The 18,458-nt window shown below is 63.4% G+C and carries 15 protein-coding genes, 1 tRNA gene and 1 rRNA gene; 7 read left to right on the plus strand and 10 right to left on the minus strand.

All coding sequences use genetic code 11. The annotated features are described in order from the left end of the window. Position 1: 1 nt before the first annotated feature. Positions 2 to 1,168, minus strand: a complete 1,167-nt coding sequence (locus HNP00_RS09100) for a Gfo/Idh/MocA family protein (RefSeq protein ID WP_184738118.1) — start codon at positions 1,166 to 1,168, stop codon at positions 2 to 4. Between the two features lie 252 nt (positions 1,169 to 1,420). On the opposite strand from HNP00_RS09100, the gene HNP00_RS09105 reads away from it, so the two are divergent. Together HNP00_RS09105 and HNP00_RS09110 are read left to right on the plus strand one after the other, a co-directional pair. Then, positions 1,421 to 2,674 carry an ROK family transcriptional regulator gene (locus HNP00_RS09105; protein ID WP_184738120.1) on the plus strand — a complete coding sequence of 418 codons (1,254 nt, stop codon included), beginning with the start codon at positions 1,421 to 1,423 and terminating at the stop codon, positions 2,672 to 2,674. A gap of 331 nt (positions 2,675 to 3,005) precedes the next feature. After that, positions 3,006 to 4,028, plus strand: a complete 1,023-nt coding sequence (locus HNP00_RS09110) for a helix-turn-helix domain-containing protein (protein WP_184738122.1) — start codon at positions 3,006 to 3,008, stop codon at positions 4,026 to 4,028. Positions 4,029 to 4,478: 450 nt separating this feature from the next. Here the strand turns inward: HNP00_RS09110 and HNP00_RS09115 are convergent, their stop codons facing one another. The 3 genes from HNP00_RS09115 to HNP00_RS09125 all read right to left on the minus strand — a co-directional run bounded on the left by HNP00_RS09115 (position 4,479) and on the right by HNP00_RS09125 (position 5,921). Then, positions 4,479 to 4,628, minus strand: coding sequence for a hypothetical protein (locus HNP00_RS09115; RefSeq protein WP_184738124.1), 150 nt, complete (start codon positions 4,626 to 4,628; stop codon positions 4,479 to 4,481). Between the two features lie 79 nt (positions 4,629 to 4,707). Next, positions 4,708 to 4,781, minus strand: a tRNA-Thr gene (locus HNP00_RS09120). Between the two features lie 261 nt (positions 4,782 to 5,042). Beyond that, positions 5,043 to 5,921, minus strand: coding sequence for a thioredoxin domain-containing protein (locus HNP00_RS09125; RefSeq protein ID WP_184738126.1), 879 nt, complete (start codon positions 5,919 to 5,921; stop codon positions 5,043 to 5,045). 187 nt (positions 5,922 to 6,108) lie between these two features. Between HNP00_RS09125 and HNP00_RS09130 the strand changes: the two genes are divergently transcribed. The 4 genes from HNP00_RS09130 to HNP00_RS09145 all read left to right on the plus strand — a co-directional run bounded on the left by HNP00_RS09130 (position 6,109) and on the right by HNP00_RS09145 (position 11,241). Continuing rightward, positions 6,109 to 7,599 carry a trehalose-6-phosphate synthase gene (locus HNP00_RS09130; RefSeq protein ID WP_184738128.1) on the plus strand — a complete coding sequence of 497 codons (1,491 nt, stop codon included), beginning with the start codon at positions 6,109 to 6,111 and terminating at the stop codon, positions 7,597 to 7,599. Further along, positions 7,589 to 8,413: a trehalose-phosphatase gene (otsB, locus tag HNP00_RS09135; protein WP_184738131.1), complete on the plus strand. Its 825-nt coding sequence runs from the start codon at positions 7,589 to 7,591 to the stop codon at positions 8,411 to 8,413. The genes HNP00_RS09130 and otsB overlap by 11 nt, the downstream gene beginning before the upstream one ends. Before the next feature lie 195 nt (positions 8,414 to 8,608). Further along, entirely contained in the window at positions 8,609 to 9,691 is a 1,083-nt protein-coding gene (locus HNP00_RS09140; protein ID WP_184738133.1) for an ABC transporter ATP-binding protein, read from the plus strand. A gap of 140 nt (positions 9,692 to 9,831) precedes the next feature. Further along, positions 9,832 to 11,241 carry a DUF4032 domain-containing protein gene (locus tag HNP00_RS09145; RefSeq protein WP_184738135.1) on the plus strand — a complete coding sequence of 470 codons (1,410 nt, stop codon included), beginning with the start codon at positions 9,832 to 9,834 and terminating at the stop codon, positions 11,239 to 11,241. Between the two features lie 7 nt (positions 11,242 to 11,248). Here HNP00_RS09145 and HNP00_RS09150 read toward each other — a convergent pair whose 3' ends face one another. Continuing rightward, positions 11,249 to 11,920, minus strand: a complete 672-nt coding sequence (locus HNP00_RS09150; RefSeq protein WP_260404857.1) for a GntR family transcriptional regulator — start codon at positions 11,918 to 11,920, stop codon at positions 11,249 to 11,251. Positions 11,921 to 12,531: 611 nt separating this feature from the next. On the opposite strand from HNP00_RS09150, the gene HNP00_RS09155 reads away from it, so the two are divergent. Further along, positions 12,532 to 13,767 (plus strand): amidohydrolase family protein, encoded by a 1,236-nt coding sequence (locus HNP00_RS09155; RefSeq protein WP_184738139.1) that lies wholly within the window; start codon positions 12,532 to 12,534, stop codon positions 13,765 to 13,767. Positions 13,768 to 13,899: 132 nt separating this feature from the next. Here HNP00_RS09155 and HNP00_RS09160 read toward each other — a convergent pair whose 3' ends face one another. From HNP00_RS09160 to rrf, 5 genes are all read right to left on the minus strand, one after another. Then, positions 13,900 to 15,228: an MFS transporter gene (locus tag HNP00_RS09160; protein ID WP_260404858.1), complete on the minus strand. Its 1,329-nt coding sequence runs from the start codon at positions 15,226 to 15,228 to the stop codon at positions 13,900 to 13,902. A 131-nt stretch (positions 15,229 to 15,359) separates the two neighbouring features. After that, entirely contained in the window at positions 15,360 to 16,769 is a 1,410-nt protein-coding gene (locus tag HNP00_RS09165) for an FAD-binding oxidoreductase (RefSeq protein WP_221451330.1), read from the minus strand. 76 nt (positions 16,770 to 16,845) lie between these two features. Beyond that, positions 16,846 to 17,415, minus strand: coding sequence for an N-acetyltransferase (locus tag HNP00_RS09170; RefSeq protein WP_311770537.1), 570 nt, complete (start codon positions 17,413 to 17,415; stop codon positions 16,846 to 16,848). Continuing rightward, positions 17,408 to 17,902: a hypothetical protein gene (locus HNP00_RS09175; protein WP_184738141.1), complete on the minus strand. Its 495-nt coding sequence runs from the start codon at positions 17,900 to 17,902 to the stop codon at positions 17,408 to 17,410. The genes HNP00_RS09170 and HNP00_RS09175 overlap by 8 nt, the downstream gene beginning before the upstream one ends. Positions 17,903 to 18,242: 340 nt before the next feature. Further along, positions 18,243 to 18,359: ribosomal RNA gene (gene rrf, locus HNP00_RS09180) — 5S ribosomal RNA — on the minus strand. Positions 18,360 to 18,458 lie beyond the last annotated feature (99 nt).

Here is an 18,458-nt window from a genome sequence, read left to right on the forward strand (position 1 = left end):
CCTACTGCCTTTCCTTAAGGGTTAATAGAGGTGTTTTGTGCCCGGTCGATTCCGGGTCGTTCTGTGGAACTTCTTGCCATCCGCCCTCCCGGGCGGAGCGTTGGACGGCCGCTGTGAGACGGGCAGCCCGCAGGCCGTCCTCGAACAGGGGCAGGCCATCCGGAACCGTACCGGATCTCACCGGGAGGTAAACATCGGATACGAAGGAGTTGAAGGCGTCCTGATAGCCCTGCGAATGGCCTGCCGGTAGGCTGCAGTATCGCGCAGCCGATGGATCAAGGGCGGCCGGATCGCGGACCAGCAGTTGGGAGCCCGAGCGGCGCCCGACCCACAGAGTTTCCGGTTGCTCCTGATCAAAGGTCAGTGTTTCCATCGTTCCTGAAATTTCCAGAGCGAGGCGGTTCTTACGCCCCGGGGCGACCTGGCTGATCAGGAGCGTCCCCACGGCCCCGCCGCAGGTCTCGAACACCACGGACACGATGTCCTCGGTCCGGACGTCCCGGCCACCCCGTTGATTGAAGGCGGTCCGGGTCAGGGCGGCCAGGCGGCTGATCCGGTCATCAAGAATGAATTCGATGACGTCGCACAGATGCGAGCCGATATCGGCGAAGGCCCGTGAGGGTCCTCCGAGGCTTTCATCGACCCTCCAGTCGTCGTCTTCGCTGGACAGAAGCCAATCCTGAAGAAATGAACCCTGGATGGTCAGGACACGTCCGACTTGGCCAAGGCGCACCCTGGCCCGCGCTTCCCGGACCATGGGATGAAACCGGTAAATAAAGGGCACGGCGGCGACGCGCCCCAGGCTGCCGGCCAGTGCGGTTAACTCTTCAGCTTCCTGCACGGAGGTGGCCAGCGGTTTTTCACAGACCACGTGTTTGCCTGCCTTCAGCGCTGCCTCCGCTAGCGCGACGTGGGTGGTGTTGGGAGTGCACACGTGGATGACGTCGATCGCGCCGTCCTCGACGAGGTCCTGGACGGAGGCGTAAGCCTGTATGGCGCCCAGACGGTCTTTGGCGCGGGCGGCGCTGGCATGGCTCGAGGACGCGATGCCGGTGATTTCCGCCCCTGCGGCACGGGCGGCTCTGCTGTGCACCTCAGCCATGAACCCGGCACCGACAAACCCGGCCCGTAACCGGGAGGGGGATGTCGTGGTTCTGTCGTTTTCCATGCCGAAACAGTGACACGCACCACGTGGCTTTAGTCAGTCATCAAGCAAAAGTCTGCACCTTTTGACGCTCTTGGCGATGGAATGCACACCGAAGTTGCACCTTTTGATGCTACGGGCGCCAACGAGTGGACGAGAACGAGCGGGCACCTTAACACTGAGTGGAGGCAAGGTCCCCCTTTGGGGCCTGTGAGCGCGATTTGTCAGACCTCAAGCTCACCAGTCACCTCTTTCGAGCCCCCGAAATGGAGAGATATGGACAACGGCGGCCCCGGCGAACTTTTGCGTATTCTGCGGGACGGGCGCCCGCGAACCAGGGCCGACCTGGCTGCGATAACGGGCTTGGGGCGAGCTGCCATCAGTTCCCGCCTCGAGGCGCTCTTGGAACTCGGGCTAGTTGTACCGGTGTCGGATGCGGCTTCCACCGGAGGCCGCCCCTCGGCGCGACTAGCCTTCAACCCAGGTGCAAGGCTTGCCGCTGCCGCCGACGTCGGTGCCACACACGCAACCGTGGCTCTCACGGACCTGTCGGGAAAGATTCTCCTGGAAACCACTGAACGACTGCAGATTTCATGCGGACCGGAAGCTGTTCTGGACCGGCTAGCGATGACGCTGCAGGGTCATTTGGAAACGGTGAAGCGTCCGGCAACGGACATCGTCGCTGTCGGCATCGGGCTTCCCGGTCCCGTTGAACACTCCACGGGAAAACCGACCAGCCCCCCGATCATGCCGGGATGGGACGGATTCGATGTCCCCGCTTACGTTCAGCAGACCTTTGACGTGCCCGTACTGGTCGACAACGATGTCAACATCATGGCCCTCGGCGAGCGGGCTACACGCTGGCCCAATGAGGAAAACATGATCTTCCTTAAAGTCGCCACCGGCATCGGCTCCGGGATTATCAGTGGAGGAATATTGCAACGAGGCGCGGCAGGAGTCGCAGGAGACGTCGGTCATATTGCCGTTTCCAAGGCGGCAGGAATTCAATGCCGCTGCGGCAAGGCCGCCTGTCTGGAAGCCATCGCAGGCGCTCCGGCCGTCGCCGCCCATCTCCGCGAAAACGGACTCGAAGCGACCACCGCGAACGACGTCGTCTCACTCGTCCGTTCCGGCGATTTGGCTGCTATTCAAGCCGTCCGGCAGGCCGGCCGCGACATCGGAGAAATGCTCAACATGTGTGTGAGCCTCATCAACCCTTCCCTGATTGTCGTCGGCGGATCCCTTGCACAATCCGGAGAACATCTGATCGCCGGAATCCGTGAAACCGTCTATGCACGCTCAACGCCCTTGGCGACCCAGCACCTGAATATCACCCGATCCGAAACAGGCCCGGAAGCTGGAGTGGTTGGGGCCAGCATCTTGGCCATCGAACATGCCCTCGCCCCTCAACGACTCAATGATCTCGCAACCACGCTGCATCCCGGCAGACACCAAAATATCGATCTGCAGAATGTGGAACGCGTCGCCCACGCCTCCCGGTCTTCACTCCGTCACCCCGTGGCCGGTTAATTGCACCGCGCATTTCCTTGGCCACGTCCCCAAATGAAGAGCTGAAGGACACACGCGCCGTGGCCTAACAGCTCCTCGTGCCCGAGCCCTATCAACGGCATGCTCACCCAAGCCGTGGCGGCGACAAACTGGTCACGTGGGGGCGCGGGACTGAAACAATCAGCGCACCAAATAGAGATGTACACAGGTAGAATACACGTAACAGCTGAGCTCTTTTCGGGCCGGCCTTGCATGCCACCGCAACCGCTGCCTCAAGACGTCGCGCTCAAGACGTCGCGGCCATTCCAAGGGACCGCCATGAAGGTTCGCGCTGGCAAAAAAGGAGGATGGCATGCCTCAATCTCCTACTGAGAAGAGCGGTCAGCTGCGACGATATGCAGTACCGGAGGGGCTCAGTCCGGAACAAAGGTTCGAACATTGGCGAACGTGGTACGGCAGTGCTGTCGAAACTCCGATGCGGTTGGAAAAGTCGAAAGATGCTGCGCCCCTGCCTTTCAGTCCTTCAGCCATTAGTCTTGCCGGGCCAGGCTTCAGCCTCATAGAAATGTACAACGCCCCTGCATTGGGCTCGTGGGCGCCTAATCCCGACACCAGGGATCTGCGGCTGGCCTACTTCAGGAAGGCGCCGGCCCTAACCCTCGCTCTCAACGGCGTGCCTGAGCCAGTACCACCGGGCTCAGTCAGGTTCATCGATACCTCGCTGGGCGGCAGTTTCGATGCGCCCGAGGGCTTTCACGCCTTGCAGATCAACATCGACCGCAGCAGCCTAGATGTGAGCGATGCCGCGCTAGCCTCCCTGGTTCGCCTGCCTGACCTCGCAAAGCATCCCATCGTGGGCACTTTCGTGATTCCTGCGTTGTTGAGCTGGAAGCGGCCCGGCATCGACCGAGAGGCATTGGGAACCGCAGACATCCTCCGATCCGTGATGGCGACCTTGGTGGGCTCCCTGCTTGAAACGCCGGTCGACAATGAGGCGCAGAAGCCGGCCCTAAGTCGGGCGGTGAAGAAATACCTTGATGCCAGCTATGACAACCCCGATCTGGACGTGGCAATGGTCGCCGAAAGGTTCAATCTCTCCCGTCGCTCTTTGTTCTACTTTTTCGAGAATGAAGAACTCCACTTGGGTGAGCGTATACGCGCCTTGAGAACTCGAAGAGCGCTGGAGCTCCTCCTTCAGGCCGACGCGCAAAAAATAACCTTCTCAGAAATTGCGACATCGTGCGGATTCACCAACGTGCAAAGCATGCGCCGTGCGGTGAAAGAGTTTACCGGAATGAATGTGAGGGAGATCCACCGATCCGAGACCGTAGTTCGTGTTGCGCTGCAACAACTGCGGGAGTCGCTGATCCCCTAGCGCCTGAGCCAAACAAGCATTGACAAGTGCCATGCCGCACCGGCTCGCCGCCGCGCTCGTCCAGCCGGCGGCCCACTAGAACACCCGGCATGCCCTGCGGCTTCTGAAAGACCTTCTCAGCGATTGCTCACTCGCCGCAAGTGGTCGCAGCCCTTCCCTGTCGCCTGGGAACGCCTTCCCCGGGGCGGTCTGCGGGTTTTTATGAGTTGTCACTTCCCGCCGTTGGACGCGCCGCCGGCCGGGAGGACACCCTTGTTCTGTCAGAATATCGGGGTCACCGACTCGGCATGCTCCTCAAAGCTGCGAATCTTCGGCGGCTGGGGCTCGGGCGGAGCTCATCTACACCTTCAAATGCCGAGGAGAAAAGCCCGATGCCGACCGCGAATGAAGCGGTTCGCTATACCCGCTGGGCTTCAACCATCGGCTTTCAAGGCGATGGATATCGCGGGGTCATCCGTAAGGAGGTTTAGGGCTCAAGGCTGCTTCAGGCGGACGTCCTGCTGAGCCATAGACCGGCTCAGCAGGCTCCTGCTCTTCTGCCGGGATGTCTGCAGGCGTCGCCGCGTGGCACAAGCTGAATCGGCCGATGTCGTTGCTCATGTCAGAACCTTCTACCTGAGACCCAAGCACTTTTTGCTCTTCCCGCAGGAGTAACCCCGCAGGTCAAACCCCAATTGAGAGCCCCCTGTCGGATTCGAACCGACGACCCCCGCTTTACAAGAGCGGTGCTCTGGCCAACTGAGCTAAGGAGGCGCGCTCCGGCGGACCGGAGCTAGGTGCCACGGCGAACCGGGACTGGCGCTCCGGCAAGCCGGAGCTGGTGTGCGAGAGCGCTAGATAAGGGTAGCCCAAGAACTCCCGCCCACGGAAATTCCGCGCGGTCGGAGGTGGGCGCCCTGAAGGCCCCGCGATCCCCACCCCCACACAAAACCAAAACGCCGGCCCGGCCGTCACGCACTGTCCCCAAAACAGCGCGCACCGCCCGGACCGGCGTCAAAATCCTTGCAGAGCCCTCTACTTCTTCGCTGCGGCAGCGGCGTTCAGGTCGGCGATGGGGTCCGTCTTGCCGTCCCACTGCTTGCCTTCGACGAAGACCGTGGGCGTACCGGTGACTCCGATGACGGCAGCCTCCTTGGTAACAACCTTGACGAACGGGCGGTAGGTCTTGCTGTCCACGCAGGAGTCAATGTTGGCGGCGCCTGCTTCGGTGGCCATCTTCTTGAGGTCGTTGTCCGAAAGGCCTGCGCTACCCTCAGCGGGCTGGCGTGCGAACAGCAGGTCAACGAAGGCCGAGTACTTGTCCGGCGAAGAGTTCACCACGCAGGCCGCGGCGTTAGCAGCGCGGGAGGAGTAGTTGGTGCTTGAGCTGGCGTCGAGGAAGCCGAGCGGACGGTACTCCAGGCTGATCTTGCCATCGTTCCGCAACTGGGTCAGCTGCTGGTTGTACGTGGCTTCGAAGTTCTTGCAGACGGGGCAGATGAAGTCGATGTAGGCCACCACCTTGACCGGCTTGCCGGCTTCAGCCTCGGCACCGGGAGCGGTCACGGTGGCAGGCTTGGTTGCCGGGGCGGACGGCAGGTCGGCCAGGTTGACCGTGGCTGCCGCGGCCTTCGTCACGTCGGTGCCCTTCAGGAGGGTGACGCCGCCGTGCACATTGGAGTTGGCCGGCGTCGGGCCCTGATCGGCAATGGGTGCGTTGTTGGCAATGTTCTGGCTGACCACCAAGGCAACCACGGCGAGGATCGCCACGACGGCAACCACAATTCCCCAGCCGATGAGCAACTTATTGCGCTTGTCCTTCTTCAACTGAGCTTCGCGGATCTCGCGGGCCTTTTCGCGGGCCTGGGCGGTGCGCTCTGCCTTGGACAGGCGTGGTTCGTTTGCGGGGCTCATCAGTTCCTCGTGATTGATCGACGGCGTTGGTCTGGTGGGTCTAGCTAAGGCAACGGGGCCAGTTTACGGGAGAAGACTGACAGACAAGCTGGGGTCTTGGACTCCAGTCTGAGGAACGAGCAAGTGTCCTTGATGATTCCCGCCGGTAGGGTGGGATGTGAGTCACAAGCAACTCCAAGGGGCAGCAATGCAAGAACTGGCAAGCGAAAAACTCAACACCACGCCCGGGGGCAGACAGGCTCCAAAGGCAGCGAAATACGATTTCATGGTGGTCTCCAACCGCCTTCCTGTAGACCGTTACTCCAGCGATGACGCGGAAAGCAACGACGACGGATGGCGCCGTTCTCCCGGCGGCCTGGTGACAGCCCTCGCCCCGATGATGACCAAGACGGACGGCGCGTGGGTCGGCTGGCATGGCGCCCCGGACGAGCCCCTTGAGCCTTTCAGCCACGAAGGCATGGACTTGGTTCCCGTGGAACTCAGCACGGACGATGTTGAGCTCTATTACGAAGGGTTCTCCAACGCAACCCTCTGGCCGCTCTACCATGACGTCATTGCCCCGCCGGAGTTCCACCGCACCTGGTGGGACACCTACCGACGGGTCAACCGACGGTTCGCCGACGCCGTCATCCAGTACGCCGATCAGGGAGCCACCGTATGGGTCCAGGATTACCAGCTCCAGCTCGTGCCGAGCATGCTCCGCGCAGCGCGCCCGGACCTGAGGATCGGTTTCTTCAACCACATCCCGTTCCCACCCCCGGAGATCTTCGCCCAGTTGCCGTGGCGCCAGGCCATCATCGAAGGCTTGCTCGGGGCCGACTTGGTGGGCTTCCAGCGCCCGAGCGACGCAGCGAACTTCATGCGCTCGGCGCGCCGTTTCCTCGGCGCCAGCGTCAAGCAGCAGCAGATCCATGTCAAAGGGCCGGACGGCCAGATTACGCATATTGCCCGCGCACAGGCCTTCCCGATATCCATCGCCGTAGACCGGATCAGCGAACTCGCCGAACGACCGGACATTATTGAACGCGCCCGGCAGATCCGTCGGGACCTTGGCAACCCCAGGACCATCCTCCTGGGCGTGGACCGCCTGGACTACACCAAAGGCATCCCCCACCGTTTGAAGGCCTTTGAGGAACTCCTCAAAGAAGGCCGGCTCAAAGTGGAGGACGCGACGCTGATCCAGGTGGCGAGCCCCAGCCGCGAACGCGTCCGGCAGTATCGGCTCCTGCGCGAGGAAGTCGAAGGCACGGTGGGCCACATCAACGGAAGCTACGACACCATACAGAACACCGCGGTCCGCTATCTCCACCACAACTACCCCGTCGAGGAGATGGTCGCGTTGTACCTTGCTGCCGACGTCATGCTGGTCACGGCCCTGCGCGACGGCATGAATTTGGTTGCCAAGGAATATGTCACCGCGCGGACAGACAACACGGGCGCCCTGGTTCTCAGTGAATTCACCGGCGCGGCGGATCAACTCAAGCAGGCCCTTCTCATGAATCCGCACGACATCGACGGACTCAAGAGCACCATCATGAGGGCCGTGCACTTGTCACCGAACGAATCCCGTCGCCGGATGAAGTCCATGCGCAAACAAATCCTCGATCACGACGTCGACCATTGGTCCGCAGACTTCCTCTCGGCCCTGGCGGAAATCGTGGTGCGCGATGACTCCTGACACAGCAGCCACTCCCCCGCTGAGCCTCCCGCCCGAACTACTCGACGCCGTCCGCCGGATCGCCGGAACAGACCATCTTTTGGTGGCGATGGACTTTGACGGCACCATCTCTCCGATAGTCGACCACGCCGGCGACGCACGCCCGCTTCAGCGATCAGCCGCCGCTTTCGCCGAACTCGCCAAACTTCCGAGGACGACGACGGCGCTCATCTCCGGGCGCGCATTGGCCAGTCTGCGGGCGGTCGCCTCACCTCCCGAGGCCACGCTGCTGATTGGCAGCCACGGCGCAGAGGCTTGGCTAGGCCCCGGTTCGGCAGAACTCCAACTCGATGATGCCCAACGGGAGCTCCTCGCGGAAGTCCGCGAGGTTTTGGCCGGAATCTCGCAGGAAGCTCCGGGGACAGTCCTCGAAGACAAGCCCGCCGGCGTCGTACTCCACACCCGGCGTGCCGCCGACGACGTAGCGGAGGACGCCGTCGCCGCTGCGAGGACGGTCCTTGAAGGCCGCCCGGGCGTCTTCCTCAAGAATGGCAAGCGCGTCCTTGAGACCTCGGTGGTGCACTCCTCCAAAGGCGAGGCCGTCGAGTTCCTGCGCCAGGCCACTGGGGCCACTGGGATCCTTTTTGCGGGCGACGATGTCACTGATGAAGACGCGATTGCCCGGCTGGGCACTGGCGACGTCGGGGTGAAAGTCGGGCTGGATTTCACACAGGCCGAATTCCGGGTCGAAGCGCCTGTTCACGTTGCCGAACTCTTGGAAGCGGTCCTTCGCGAACGGCGCCGAGAAGTCTCGGGAGACACATCTCACATGTGACATCCGTAACATTTGCGCGAATAACGGAAGTTACTGCCATACTCTTGGTTGTGATGTGACGCACAACTACCGTGCGACGTCACACGAACTCCCCTGCCTGGGCTCCAGCTCTGGGCGGGGAGTCCAATTGAATAAACATGAACCATTCACAACGGATCGTCCGGCACGTACCTGCCGGTGAAGGGATTGATAACTGTGGCTACAGTTACTTTTGATAACGCTACGCGTCTGTACCCGGGCACAGATAAGCCCGCCGTCGATAAGCTCAACATCGACATCGCCGATGGCGAATTCCTGGTCCTCGTTGGACCCTCCGGTTGCGGTAAGTCGACCTCCCTGCGCATGCTCGCAGGTCTTGAGGATGTGAACTCCGGCCGCATCCTGATCGGCGACCGCGACGTCACGGACGTCCCGCCGAAGGACCGCGACATTGCCATGGTCTTCCAGAACTACGCTCTGTACCCGCACATGACGGTCGCGGACAACATGGGCTTCGCACTCAAGATCGCCGGCGTCTCCAAGGAAGAGCGCGCCGAGCGTGTCCGCGAAGCAGCCAAGCTTCTTGACCTCGAGCAGTACCTGGACCGCAAGCCGAAGGCACTCTCCGGTGGCCAGCGTCAGCGCGTTGCCATGGGCCGCGCAATCGTCCGTAACCCGCAGGTCTTCCTCATGGATGAGCCGCTTTCCAACTTGGACGCCAAGCTCCGCGTCCAGACCCGCACCCAGATCGCGTCCCTGACCCGCCGCCTCGGCGTCACCACGGTCTACGTGACCCACGACCAGGTCGAGGCCATGACCATGGGTGACCGCGTTGCCGTTCTCAAGGACGGCCTGCTGCAGCAGGTTGACACCCCGCGCAACCTGTACGACCGCCCGAAGAACGTCTTCGTGGCCGGCTTCATCGGCTCCCCCGCCATGAACCTGCTGGAACTGCCGGTCGTCGACGGCGGCGTCCAGTTCGGTGGCACGGTTTACCCGGTCCAGCACGACGTCCTCGAAGACGCCACGGGCAAGACCGTCACCCTCGGTTCCCGTCCGGAAGACCTCGAGACCGTCGGTGCCGGTGAAGGCCTTCAGGTTGAGGTCGACGTCGTCGAAGAACTCGGCGCCGACGCCTACGTCTACGGTCACACCACGCTTGACGGCAAGAGCCACGACATCGTGGCACGCGTCGACGGCCGCCGTCCCCCGATGAAGGGCGAGTCCATCTGGGTACGTCCGCAGTCGGGCCACGTGCACCTGTTCGACACCAAGACGGGCCTGCGCCTGGGCGACTAGTCCCCACCAGCCCCCTAACCTCGCTCCGCTTCGGCCAGGGAACCCTGCCGGCGTGGGCCCAGCATTACCGACGGCGGCCCTTCCGAGTGGACGGGCCGCCGTCGTCGTTAACAGCAGCCTCCATACGGAAGAATTGACCCATGAGCGAGCAAAGCGGTGCCCAGTGGCATGACGAACCCACCGACTACGCGCAGATCGGCAAACTCCCGCGCACTGAGGCCGCCAGTGCGAATGACGCCGCCCCTCCGGTGGGCGTCATCGGATCCCTCAACATCACCGCTGCAGCAGCTGATCCCGAGCTCCTCGACCTGCCGTGGCACATCGCGCTCGAAGACTGGCCTGCCGAGAACCTGGCCGCCCTGCCCCGCGGTATTTCCCGGCACATCGTGCGTTTCGCGCACCTGGGCGGTTCCGTCATCGCCATCAAGGAGACGTCCGAGCACGTTGCCCGGCACGAGTACCACATGCTCCGCAAGCTGGCCCGGATGGACGTACCGTGCGTCGAACCGGTCGCCGTCATCACGGGCCGCACCACTGTCGACGGCAAACCGCTCAATCCCGTGCTGGTCACCCGGCACCTCAAGTTCTCCATGCCGTACCGTGCGCTCTTCTCGCAAATGCTCCGCCGGGACACCCTGACACGGCTTATCGACGCCCAGGCGCTGCTGCTGGTGCGCCTGCACCTGATCGGTTTCTATTGGGGCGACGTTTCCCTGTCCAACACTTTGTTCCGTCGCGACGCCGGCGCGTTCGCCGCGTACCTGGTGGACGCCGAAACCGGCGAGCTGTACCCCGATCTTTCGGTGGGCCAGCGCGAGTACGATCTCGAGATCGCCCGCGTCAACATTGCCGGGGAACTCATGGACCTGCTCGAAGGCGGCCTGATCGAGGAGAAGGTGGACCCGGTAGCGACGTCGGAGCTCATCATGGACTCGTACCGCCGGCTGTGGGCCGAACTCACTGAAAAGGAATCCTTTGAGCTCGGCGAGCGCTGGCGCGTGGGCGCACGCATCCGCCGCCTCAACGAGCTCGGCTTCGACGTCGAAGAATATGCCATCAAGACCACCGCGGACGGCTCCACCATCCAGCTTCAGCCCAAGGTGGTCGACGCCGGACACCACCAGCGGCGGCTGCTCCGCCTCACAGGCTTGGACGCCCAGGAGAACCAGGCCCGACGCCTGCTCAACGACATGGACTCATTCCGGGCGGACAACAACCCGGACATGGACGAAGAAATCAGCGCCCACACTTGGGTCAGCCAGATCTTCGAGCCGATCGTCCGGTCCATCCCCCGCGACCTCGCAGGCAAGCTGGAGCCGGCAGAAGTGGTCCACGAAGTCCTGGAACACCGCTGGTACATGAGCCAGAAGCAGGACAGCCACATCCCCTTGGCCGAAGCGGTGCAGTCCTACCTGGACACCGTGCTGCGCCACCGGCGCGACGAGGCAGCCATCATGCTCAATCCGGACACAGCGTTGCTGAAGATCCTGGAAGTGGAAACCGAGGAATCCCGGTACGAGCAGGACGAATACCCGGACTCGGACGACTAGCAGGGGTTCAGGGCTCCAGCGTCTCCGCGAGTCCCGCCAACACAGGTTCGCGTCCGAGTTCGATGTGTGAATACGCCAGGGTGTAGGCGAGCTCTGCCTTGCCGGCAAGGATGGCGCTGCACAGTTCCGCGTGCTCGTCGCGCTGGAGTTCGTTGCTTCGATTATGGGCCAACCCGAAGATCCAGCGCATGCGGCCAAACAACGGCTTGACGGATTCGATGAGCAGCCGGTTGCCGGAGAGTCGGACGATTTCGGCGTGAAACGCCGCACTAAGGCGCACGACGTCGTCAGTCCGGCCGTCGTCGATCCCTTGCCTTGCCTCGTCCAGCAGTTTCTGAAGACGCCCGCCCGGCTCGCCCTCCGCGACGCGGACGGCCGCCATGCGGGCGGCAAACGTTTCCAGGCACAGCCGGACGTCGAAAAGTTCATTGACGTCGGTGAGCGTCAATTGGCGGACGATGGCACCCCTGCGGGGGAACGTTTCAACGAAGCCATCCTGCTCAAGGCGTTGGATGGCTTCGCGAACAGGGATTCGCGAAACGTTGTAGAGCTCAGAAAGCTCCCGCTCGCGCAGCCGCCCGCCCTGCTCGTATTTCCCGGCCACGATTCCCTCGAGAACCAGCTGGTAGACCTGTTCAGCCCGAGCCTCGTCGTCGCGGCCATTCAGGGTTTCCGACATCGGCTTTGGCCACCCTTCCATTCTCCATCGTCTCGTCCATGGAGTGCAGTTGTCCTTGGATCCGGGCGGACGTTGCCGCTCGGCGTTCCACCCGAGCATACACGGGCGGAAACAGCTTATCCGTAGCTGATCGAGGGCTAGGGTAGTTTTACAAAACTGCCAAGACTCTCCCAGGTTTTGGTCTCATTGTTGAGAACGGTGGTCGCACGCTGTTGCAAACGGTCCCCCTGCTGATTTGACTCAAGATCGACAGACTTGGGTGCTATCGCCACCGGGGGTGCACTGATGGCAAGAGCGCCCGCTGTTGCGCCGCCCAGGAGAACTGCCGCTAAGGATGGATGGTCGCTTGGTATTCCAGAGTCGACAACGTTGTGATTTACATCCCACAAAACGTGCTCTAGTCTATTTTTGGTATACAAAACGTTCCGGAGCTTGCTCCTTGGGCCATGAATCGAGCACGCCCGTTGACTCAGCTACAGTCCAGCGTCGAACCCACGGCTGCGAGCCCGTCCCCGTACCAGCCAGCAGCTGCTCCTGCCTGCCACCATTCGGGTCTGGCAGCCGGAGCCAGCGCTGGTGTGCAATAGACCCACTACCAAAGGAGCAATACCTTGAACACCCTGATCCGCGCCGTCCGCCCTTGGGGACAAGCATTGAGCGACATCCTCATCACGGACGGCAAGATCGCCGGCGTCGAGCCCCATGACCCGGCACGCACCGCGGGCGCAGCCGGAGCGCAGCCGGGAGACGTCACCGTCGTCGAAGGCCGTGGCCGTCTCCTGGTGCCATCGTTCTCGGACGTCCATGTGCACCTGGACTCCACCCGCATAGGGCTGCCGTTCCGCGAACACACCGGCGGGCCCGGCGTGTGGACCATGATGATGAACGACCGGAAGAACTGGCGCAACGCCGAGGTCCCTCTCCAAGAACGCGTCAACAACACCCTGGGCCGGATGATCGCGCGCGGCACCACACGCGTACGTTCCTACGCCCAGGTCGATGTGGACTGCCGCCTTGAGCGCTTCGATGCCGTGATGGCTGCCAAGGAGCAGTTCAAGGACCAGGCCGACGTCGACATCATCGCGTTCCCGCAGGCCGGCCTCCTCCTCGAGGAAGGCACCGTCCCCCTCATGGACGAGGCCCTCAAGGCCGGCGCGAATGTCATGGGCGGCATCGACCCCTGCAGCCTGGACCGCGACCCCGCGAGGCACCTGGACATCGTGTTCGGGCTGGCTGAGAAGTACCAAGTCCCCATCGACATCCACCTCCACGAACCCGGAGAACTCGGCGTCTTCAGCACGGATTTGGTGATCGAGCGCACCCGCGCACTGGGGATGCAGGGCAAGGTCACCATGTCCCACGCGTACCAGCTGGGCAGTGTCTCCGAGGCCACTACGCGCCGGCTCATCGAGGAGTTCGCCGAGCTGGACATCTCCATGGCGTCCGTGGCGCCCTCGATTTCCGGCCAGTTGCCCATACCCCTGCTCGCCGAGGCCGGCGTCCGCATGGGCTTGGGCGAAGATGGCCAGCGCGATTACTGGTCCCCCTACGGCAACACGGACATGCTGGACCGCACATGGCAGTTGGCCTTCACCCACGGCTTCCGCAAGGACGAGCTCATCGAGCACGCCCTCGCGATCGCTACCGTGGGTGGCGCCAGCATCCTGGACCCGTCCGCCACCCGCCTGAAGGGCACGGCACACCGCCCGGGCATCGAGGTCGGCGATCCCGCCGAACTCCTGCTGCTCGACGGCGAAACGGTCGCCTCCGCCGTCATGGACCGCGGCGGCGACCGTACGGTGATCCACCGCGGCAAGGTCGTGGCAGACCAGCTCGAACTCGTCTAAGCCGCCCGGTAGAAAGTGGCCGGTCCCTCTGTGAGGGACCGGCCACTTTCTGGTTACCGGGGCTGCCGGACGCCGTCGCCCTGATGCCTAAGCTAGCGCCGCTGGCCTTAGGCTAACGCCGCTGGCTTGAGGTTAACGCGCGACGGCGGCGGGCTCGTTCAAGTGTTCGGTTTCGGCGATTGCCCCGGACACCGCAGGCCCGCGCACGGCGAGGAATCCGGCCGCGGCGAGGAGTACCGCTTCTGCGGTCAGGGCCCAGAAAGGAACGTCCCAGCCACCGGACCATTCGTGCAGGAAACCCGCCCCCAAGGGCCCAAGGGAGGCCAACGCGAAGCCCAGTCCCTGGCTCATGGCGGACAGGCTGCCCGCGCTCTGTGGTCCCGTGGATCGGATGACCACCAGCGCCATTCCCAATCCGAAACCCGCGCTCTGAACGATCCCCAGCAGGCCAACCATCAGGAACTGCAAGCTCGCGGACGCCGTCAGGACCCCCATCAAGGCCGCCGCGACGAGCAGTCCCAGCCCCGGAGCCATGAACTTCAGGACCGCGGGACGTCCCGCCAGGACGGGGGCCAGCAGGCTCGCAGGCAGCCCGGCAACGCTGAACCAAGCCAAGAGCGCAGCTGCGTCGGCCGCCGTCTGGCCCTTCGCCACCAAGAACACTGCCAGCCACGAGGTAACGGCGAAATACAGCATGGCCTGCAGCCCGAAGAAGGCAGTCACGGCCCAGGCCGTCCGCTGCTTCCGCAGCGGCACTGTGCGGAAGCTGCCCGCGGCGCCGCCCGCCGTCGTCGTCTTCTGTGCCATTTCCAGTGACGCCGCCGGGAAACCAACCCCCGACGCCGGGCGGCCAGTCCCGTCGGAGCGTCCAGTTGCTCCACAGGTGCGGTGGATCAACGCGGCACCCATCACGGCAGGAACAGCCCAGACCGCCAACGCCCAAGCAAGGCTTCCGCCGAACACGTGTTGCAGCGGCTGCACGAGTCCCGCACCGAGGGCGGCGCCCAACCCGAAACCCATGGTGCTCAGCCCCGTCCACCAGCCTGTACCACGGTTGGCCTTCACGATCTGTGGGACCAGCACGCTGGCGGTCATGATCGAAGCCCCTGCAACGAACGTGCCGGGCAGCAGTAGTCCGGGCACCAGGACACGGACGAGAAGCGCAACGGCCAGCACCAATAGCGCAACAGCAACCGCCCTGCCTGTGCCGAGGCGACGGGCCAGCCATGGACCGCAAGGGGCCGAGACGCCGAAGGCAAGGACAGGCAGGGCGCCCAACAGCGGCAGCAAGTGCGCGTCCAATCCGAACCCTTCCTGCAGCTGCCCCATGGTGCCCGCAATGGTGGTGATGGCTGGACGAAGGTTGATGGAGACAAGGGCCAGTGCAACGAGGACCCAGGCCGCGGTGAAGCCTGCGTCCTTCACGGAAGAACCGCGGCGCGGCGGGCGTACTTGTCCCATTGATCGTCTCCTTGAATCCATTTGGTATACCAAATAAGATTATGGGTTCAAGGGAGCAAAGTAAACTACCGTCATCGCGGTTGTATGGCGTGACGCTGGATTGACAGTCCCAAACTTGGGATACCAAGAGTCTAAATGGCTTTACCCGGGTTGAGGATCCCGGCGGGGTCGAAAAGCTCCTTGACGCGGTGCTGCAACTCGCGGATAGGCTCGGCCTGCTCGAGGCCGAGCCATCGCAGCTTGTACTGCCCTACCCCGTGCTCGCCGGTGATGGTTCCGCCCATCTCCAGTGCAGCGTCGATGGAGTCGTCCAAGGCCTTGTTGAGGCGGGACATAGCGTCCGCGTCTACTTCCGTGTCCACCCGGTCCACCCAGAACGTGGGGTGGAGGTTGCCGTCGCCAGCATGGGCCACTACCTTGAGCTGGACAGCGTGGTTGACGGCCATGGCTTCGAGCGCAGCCACGTAGTCCACCAGTCGCGACCTCGGAACGGCGACGTCCTCGCCCACGCGGTATTCATTGTCCACCTCGTCGCCTCGGCTCGAGCGCCGCATCTCGATGAGGCGCTCGGCTTCGGCATTCGCTCCCGCCATCACCTTGGCACCGCCAGCTGACAGGACTTCCCGCACCAGCGTGGCCTCCGCGGCCGCCCCGAATCCGTCTGTCTGGATCAGCAGCAGGGCCTGTCCGCGCTCACCGAGGTCAGAGCCGTACAGTTCGTCGAGCTGGGCCAGTGTTCCGGCGTCGAGCATTTCCATGATGGCGGGCTGGACGCGCGCCTTGCCAACCGCCAGGACGCCCGCGGCGGCGCCACGGAAATCCGCATAGAAAGCCGCCACAGTTTGTACTTCCCGGGGCAGGTAGCGCAGGCGTACCGTCACGCCCACCACAATCCCCAAGGTGCCTTCCGAGCCCACAAACAGGGCCGTGAGGTCGTAGCCTGCCACGCCTTTGAAGGTCTGGTGTCCGGCGTGGATGAGCGATCCATCGGCCAGGACGACGTCGAGCGCGAGCACCGAGTCCCTGGTCACCCCATACTTGGCGCAACGCAGGCCGCCGGCGTTCGTGGCCACATTGCCGCCGATGGTGGATATCTTGTAACTCGCGGGGTCCGGCGCATACATCAGGCCGTGTTCGGCCGCCGCAACGTTCAGATCGGCATTCACCACACCAGGCTCGACGACGGCGGTCTCGTCGTCCGCGTTGAGCTGCAGGATGCGGTTCATCCGTTCCAGGCTGAGCACGATGCATCCCTGGCTGGCATGGGCACCACCCGAAACACCGGTTCCGGCACCACGGGCAACAATCGGAACCCCGTGTTTAGCGCAGCTGCGCACCACGTGCTGGACGTCTTCAACGGATTTCGCAAACACCACCGCGACGGGCAGGTGATGGTCCAGGACGGGTCCTTTGTCTGCAGCGTACATTACGAGCGTGGGTTCGTCGACGGCCACCTGCCCAGGGGTGAGAGCCGCGGCAAGCTCATCCAGGAACCCGCTGGTGCTTTTGGTTTGTCCGGAAACGGCCGTGTAGTCCGACAAGATGGATCCCTTCGCAGCTGAGCACCGCGGACACGCCAATTCGGCAGTCTTCGCGGTGTTTTTCAGTGCTTCGAGTCTAGTACGCGGCGATCGCCTGATGTCCCGGATGGCTTGGCCCGGAAAGCAGCCGAATCCGGCGGGCCATGACGATTTCCTGCTTGGCTTCATCCTGCGGATAGGGCCGCGAGGCGCCTGTGACTTCAAATCCGTGCCGGGCATAGAACTTCTTGGCGCGCACGTTGTCTTCGTGGACCCCCAACTCGATCACGCCGGCCCCGAGCTCGGAACTCGCTGCAGCGCAAGCCTCATCAAGCAACTGGTCAGCAAGGCCCAAGCCCCGGTGCTCAGGGGCCACATAGACGCTGATGAGCATGGCTTGCCGCGCCTGTGAGGGGTCTTGCGGCTGCTTGATGACCACGCGCATGAGTCCCCTGATCCGGCTACCGTCCGCGCCGTCGTCCGCCACGAGGGTAATACTCGAGTCGCCCGACATGGTTGCGGCGCGCTCTTGCCATTGGGTGTCCGTCTGGCGCCGAGCGGCCGCGATGCTCTCCCCGTAGGCCATAGGGGTGTCCGAGAGCATCTCAAGGCGTACCTCGCGAAGCAACCGCCAGTCGGCAGCTTGGAGGCGACGGATTCTATTCACTTCCGCCGCCCATGAATCGGACATAGCGATCAAGAACTCCGGGCCAGTCAGCCGCGTAGTCCGCGCGGGTTTGAGCGGGGTCCTCGGCGCCTTCCCAGCCAGTGTGGACCAGGCGAACCTCTGTGCCGCCGTCGACCGCCCTGAACGCAACCCGAAGCTCGGTAGACCACATCGCCGTGCTCCCCGGATACCAGCTCGCATGGAAGGACAACGGCGGTTGCCAATCGTCGATCGTCGCCCATACTGAGGTGCGGCCGTCGTCGGCCGTCTCCAGGACCAGATTCTCCTCGAACTCGACGTGCGAGCCCACGCCGTAGACGCTGTGGTCCTCCATTGGCCACCACAAATGCGGGTGATCGGTAAAGCCCATGAAAGCGTGCGCCACCGGCGAAGGCACGACGACGGTGCAGACTACGGGGTCCAGCTCACCGGGCTGCTCTGGCTGGGGTTCGGAGTCCGACGCGGCGTGACTGAAAAGGCTCTCCATGTGCACCAACATTACCGCTCGGCGACGCAAGCGGCTCGAGACTAGTTGCACTCCCCTACCGACGCTCGCTCACTTATGGGGCCTTCCGGCGGGGCGCTCGCTCACGTATGGGGGCTTCCGGCGGGACGGTCCTGCAGTTATCGGGCGTCCCGGGTGCGGGCCGGGGGTCTGGCCTGCGCATAGGTGATGGAGGGTTTGGGTCCGGCGGGGCGCCCGCTCGCTTATGGCGCCTTCCGGCGGGGCGGGTGCCCGGGGGCTGGGTGCCCGGGTGTGTAGGGGGGGTGGTTTAAATGGTTCAGGCCCCGACACTGGTGTGTCGGGGCCTGGACCGTTAATGGTTGTCCGGCGGTGTCCTACTCTCCCACACCCTCCCGGGTGCAGTACCATCGGCGCTGTGGGTCTTAGCTTCCGGGTTCGGAATGGGACCGGGCGTTTCCCCCACGCTATGACCGCCGTAACCTTGTTACCCGGTCCTCCGCACGGGGTGCGGGGGCGGGAAGTCTGTGTGGTTACAACTTCGGTTCCCTGGGGAACTGTGGTGTTGTTATTGAGTTGT

This window comes from Arthrobacter sp. AZCC_0090, from assembly GCF_014207375.1.
GTDB lineage: Bacteria > Actinomycetota > Actinomycetes > Actinomycetales > Micrococcaceae > Arthrobacter.

Coding starts and splice junctions, on each gene's coding strand:
- HNP00_RS09115 (WP_184738124.1), bottom strand. CDS start 4,628: ATGAGCAACGACATCGGCCGATTCAGCTTGTGCCACGCGGCGACGCCT.
- HNP00_RS09130 (WP_184738128.1), top strand. CDS start 6,109: ATGCAAGAACTGGCAAGCGAAAAACTCAACACCACGCCCGGGGGCAGA.
- HNP00_RS09110 (WP_184738122.1), top strand. CDS start 3,006: ATGCCTCAATCTCCTACTGAGAAGAGCGGTCAGCTGCGACGATATGCA.
- HNP00_RS09175 (WP_184738141.1), bottom strand. CDS start 17,902: ATGGAGAGCCTTTTCAGTCACGCCGCGTCGGACTCCGAACCCCAGCCA.
- HNP00_RS09150 (WP_260404857.1), bottom strand. CDS start 11,920: ATGTCGGAAACCCTGAATGGCCGCGACGACGAGGCTCGGGCTGAACAG.
- HNP00_RS09100 (WP_184738118.1), bottom strand. CDS start 1,168: ATGGAAAACGACAGAACCACGACATCCCCCTCCCGGTTACGGGCCGGG.
- HNP00_RS09145 (WP_184738135.1), top strand. CDS start 9,832: ATGAGCGAGCAAAGCGGTGCCCAGTGGCATGACGAACCCACCGACTAC.
- HNP00_RS09105 (WP_184738120.1), top strand. CDS start 1,421: ATGGACAACGGCGGCCCCGGCGAACTTTTGCGTATTCTGCGGGACGGG.
- otsB (WP_184738131.1), top strand. CDS start 7,589: ATGACTCCTGACACAGCAGCCACTCCCCCGCTGAGCCTCCCGCCCGAA.
- HNP00_RS09160 (WP_260404858.1), bottom strand. CDS start 15,228: ATGGGACAAGTACGCCCGCCGCGCCGCGGTTCTTCCGTGAAGGACGCA.
- HNP00_RS09125 (WP_184738126.1), bottom strand. CDS start 5,921: ATGAGCCCCGCAAACGAACCACGCCTGTCCAAGGCAGAGCGCACCGCC.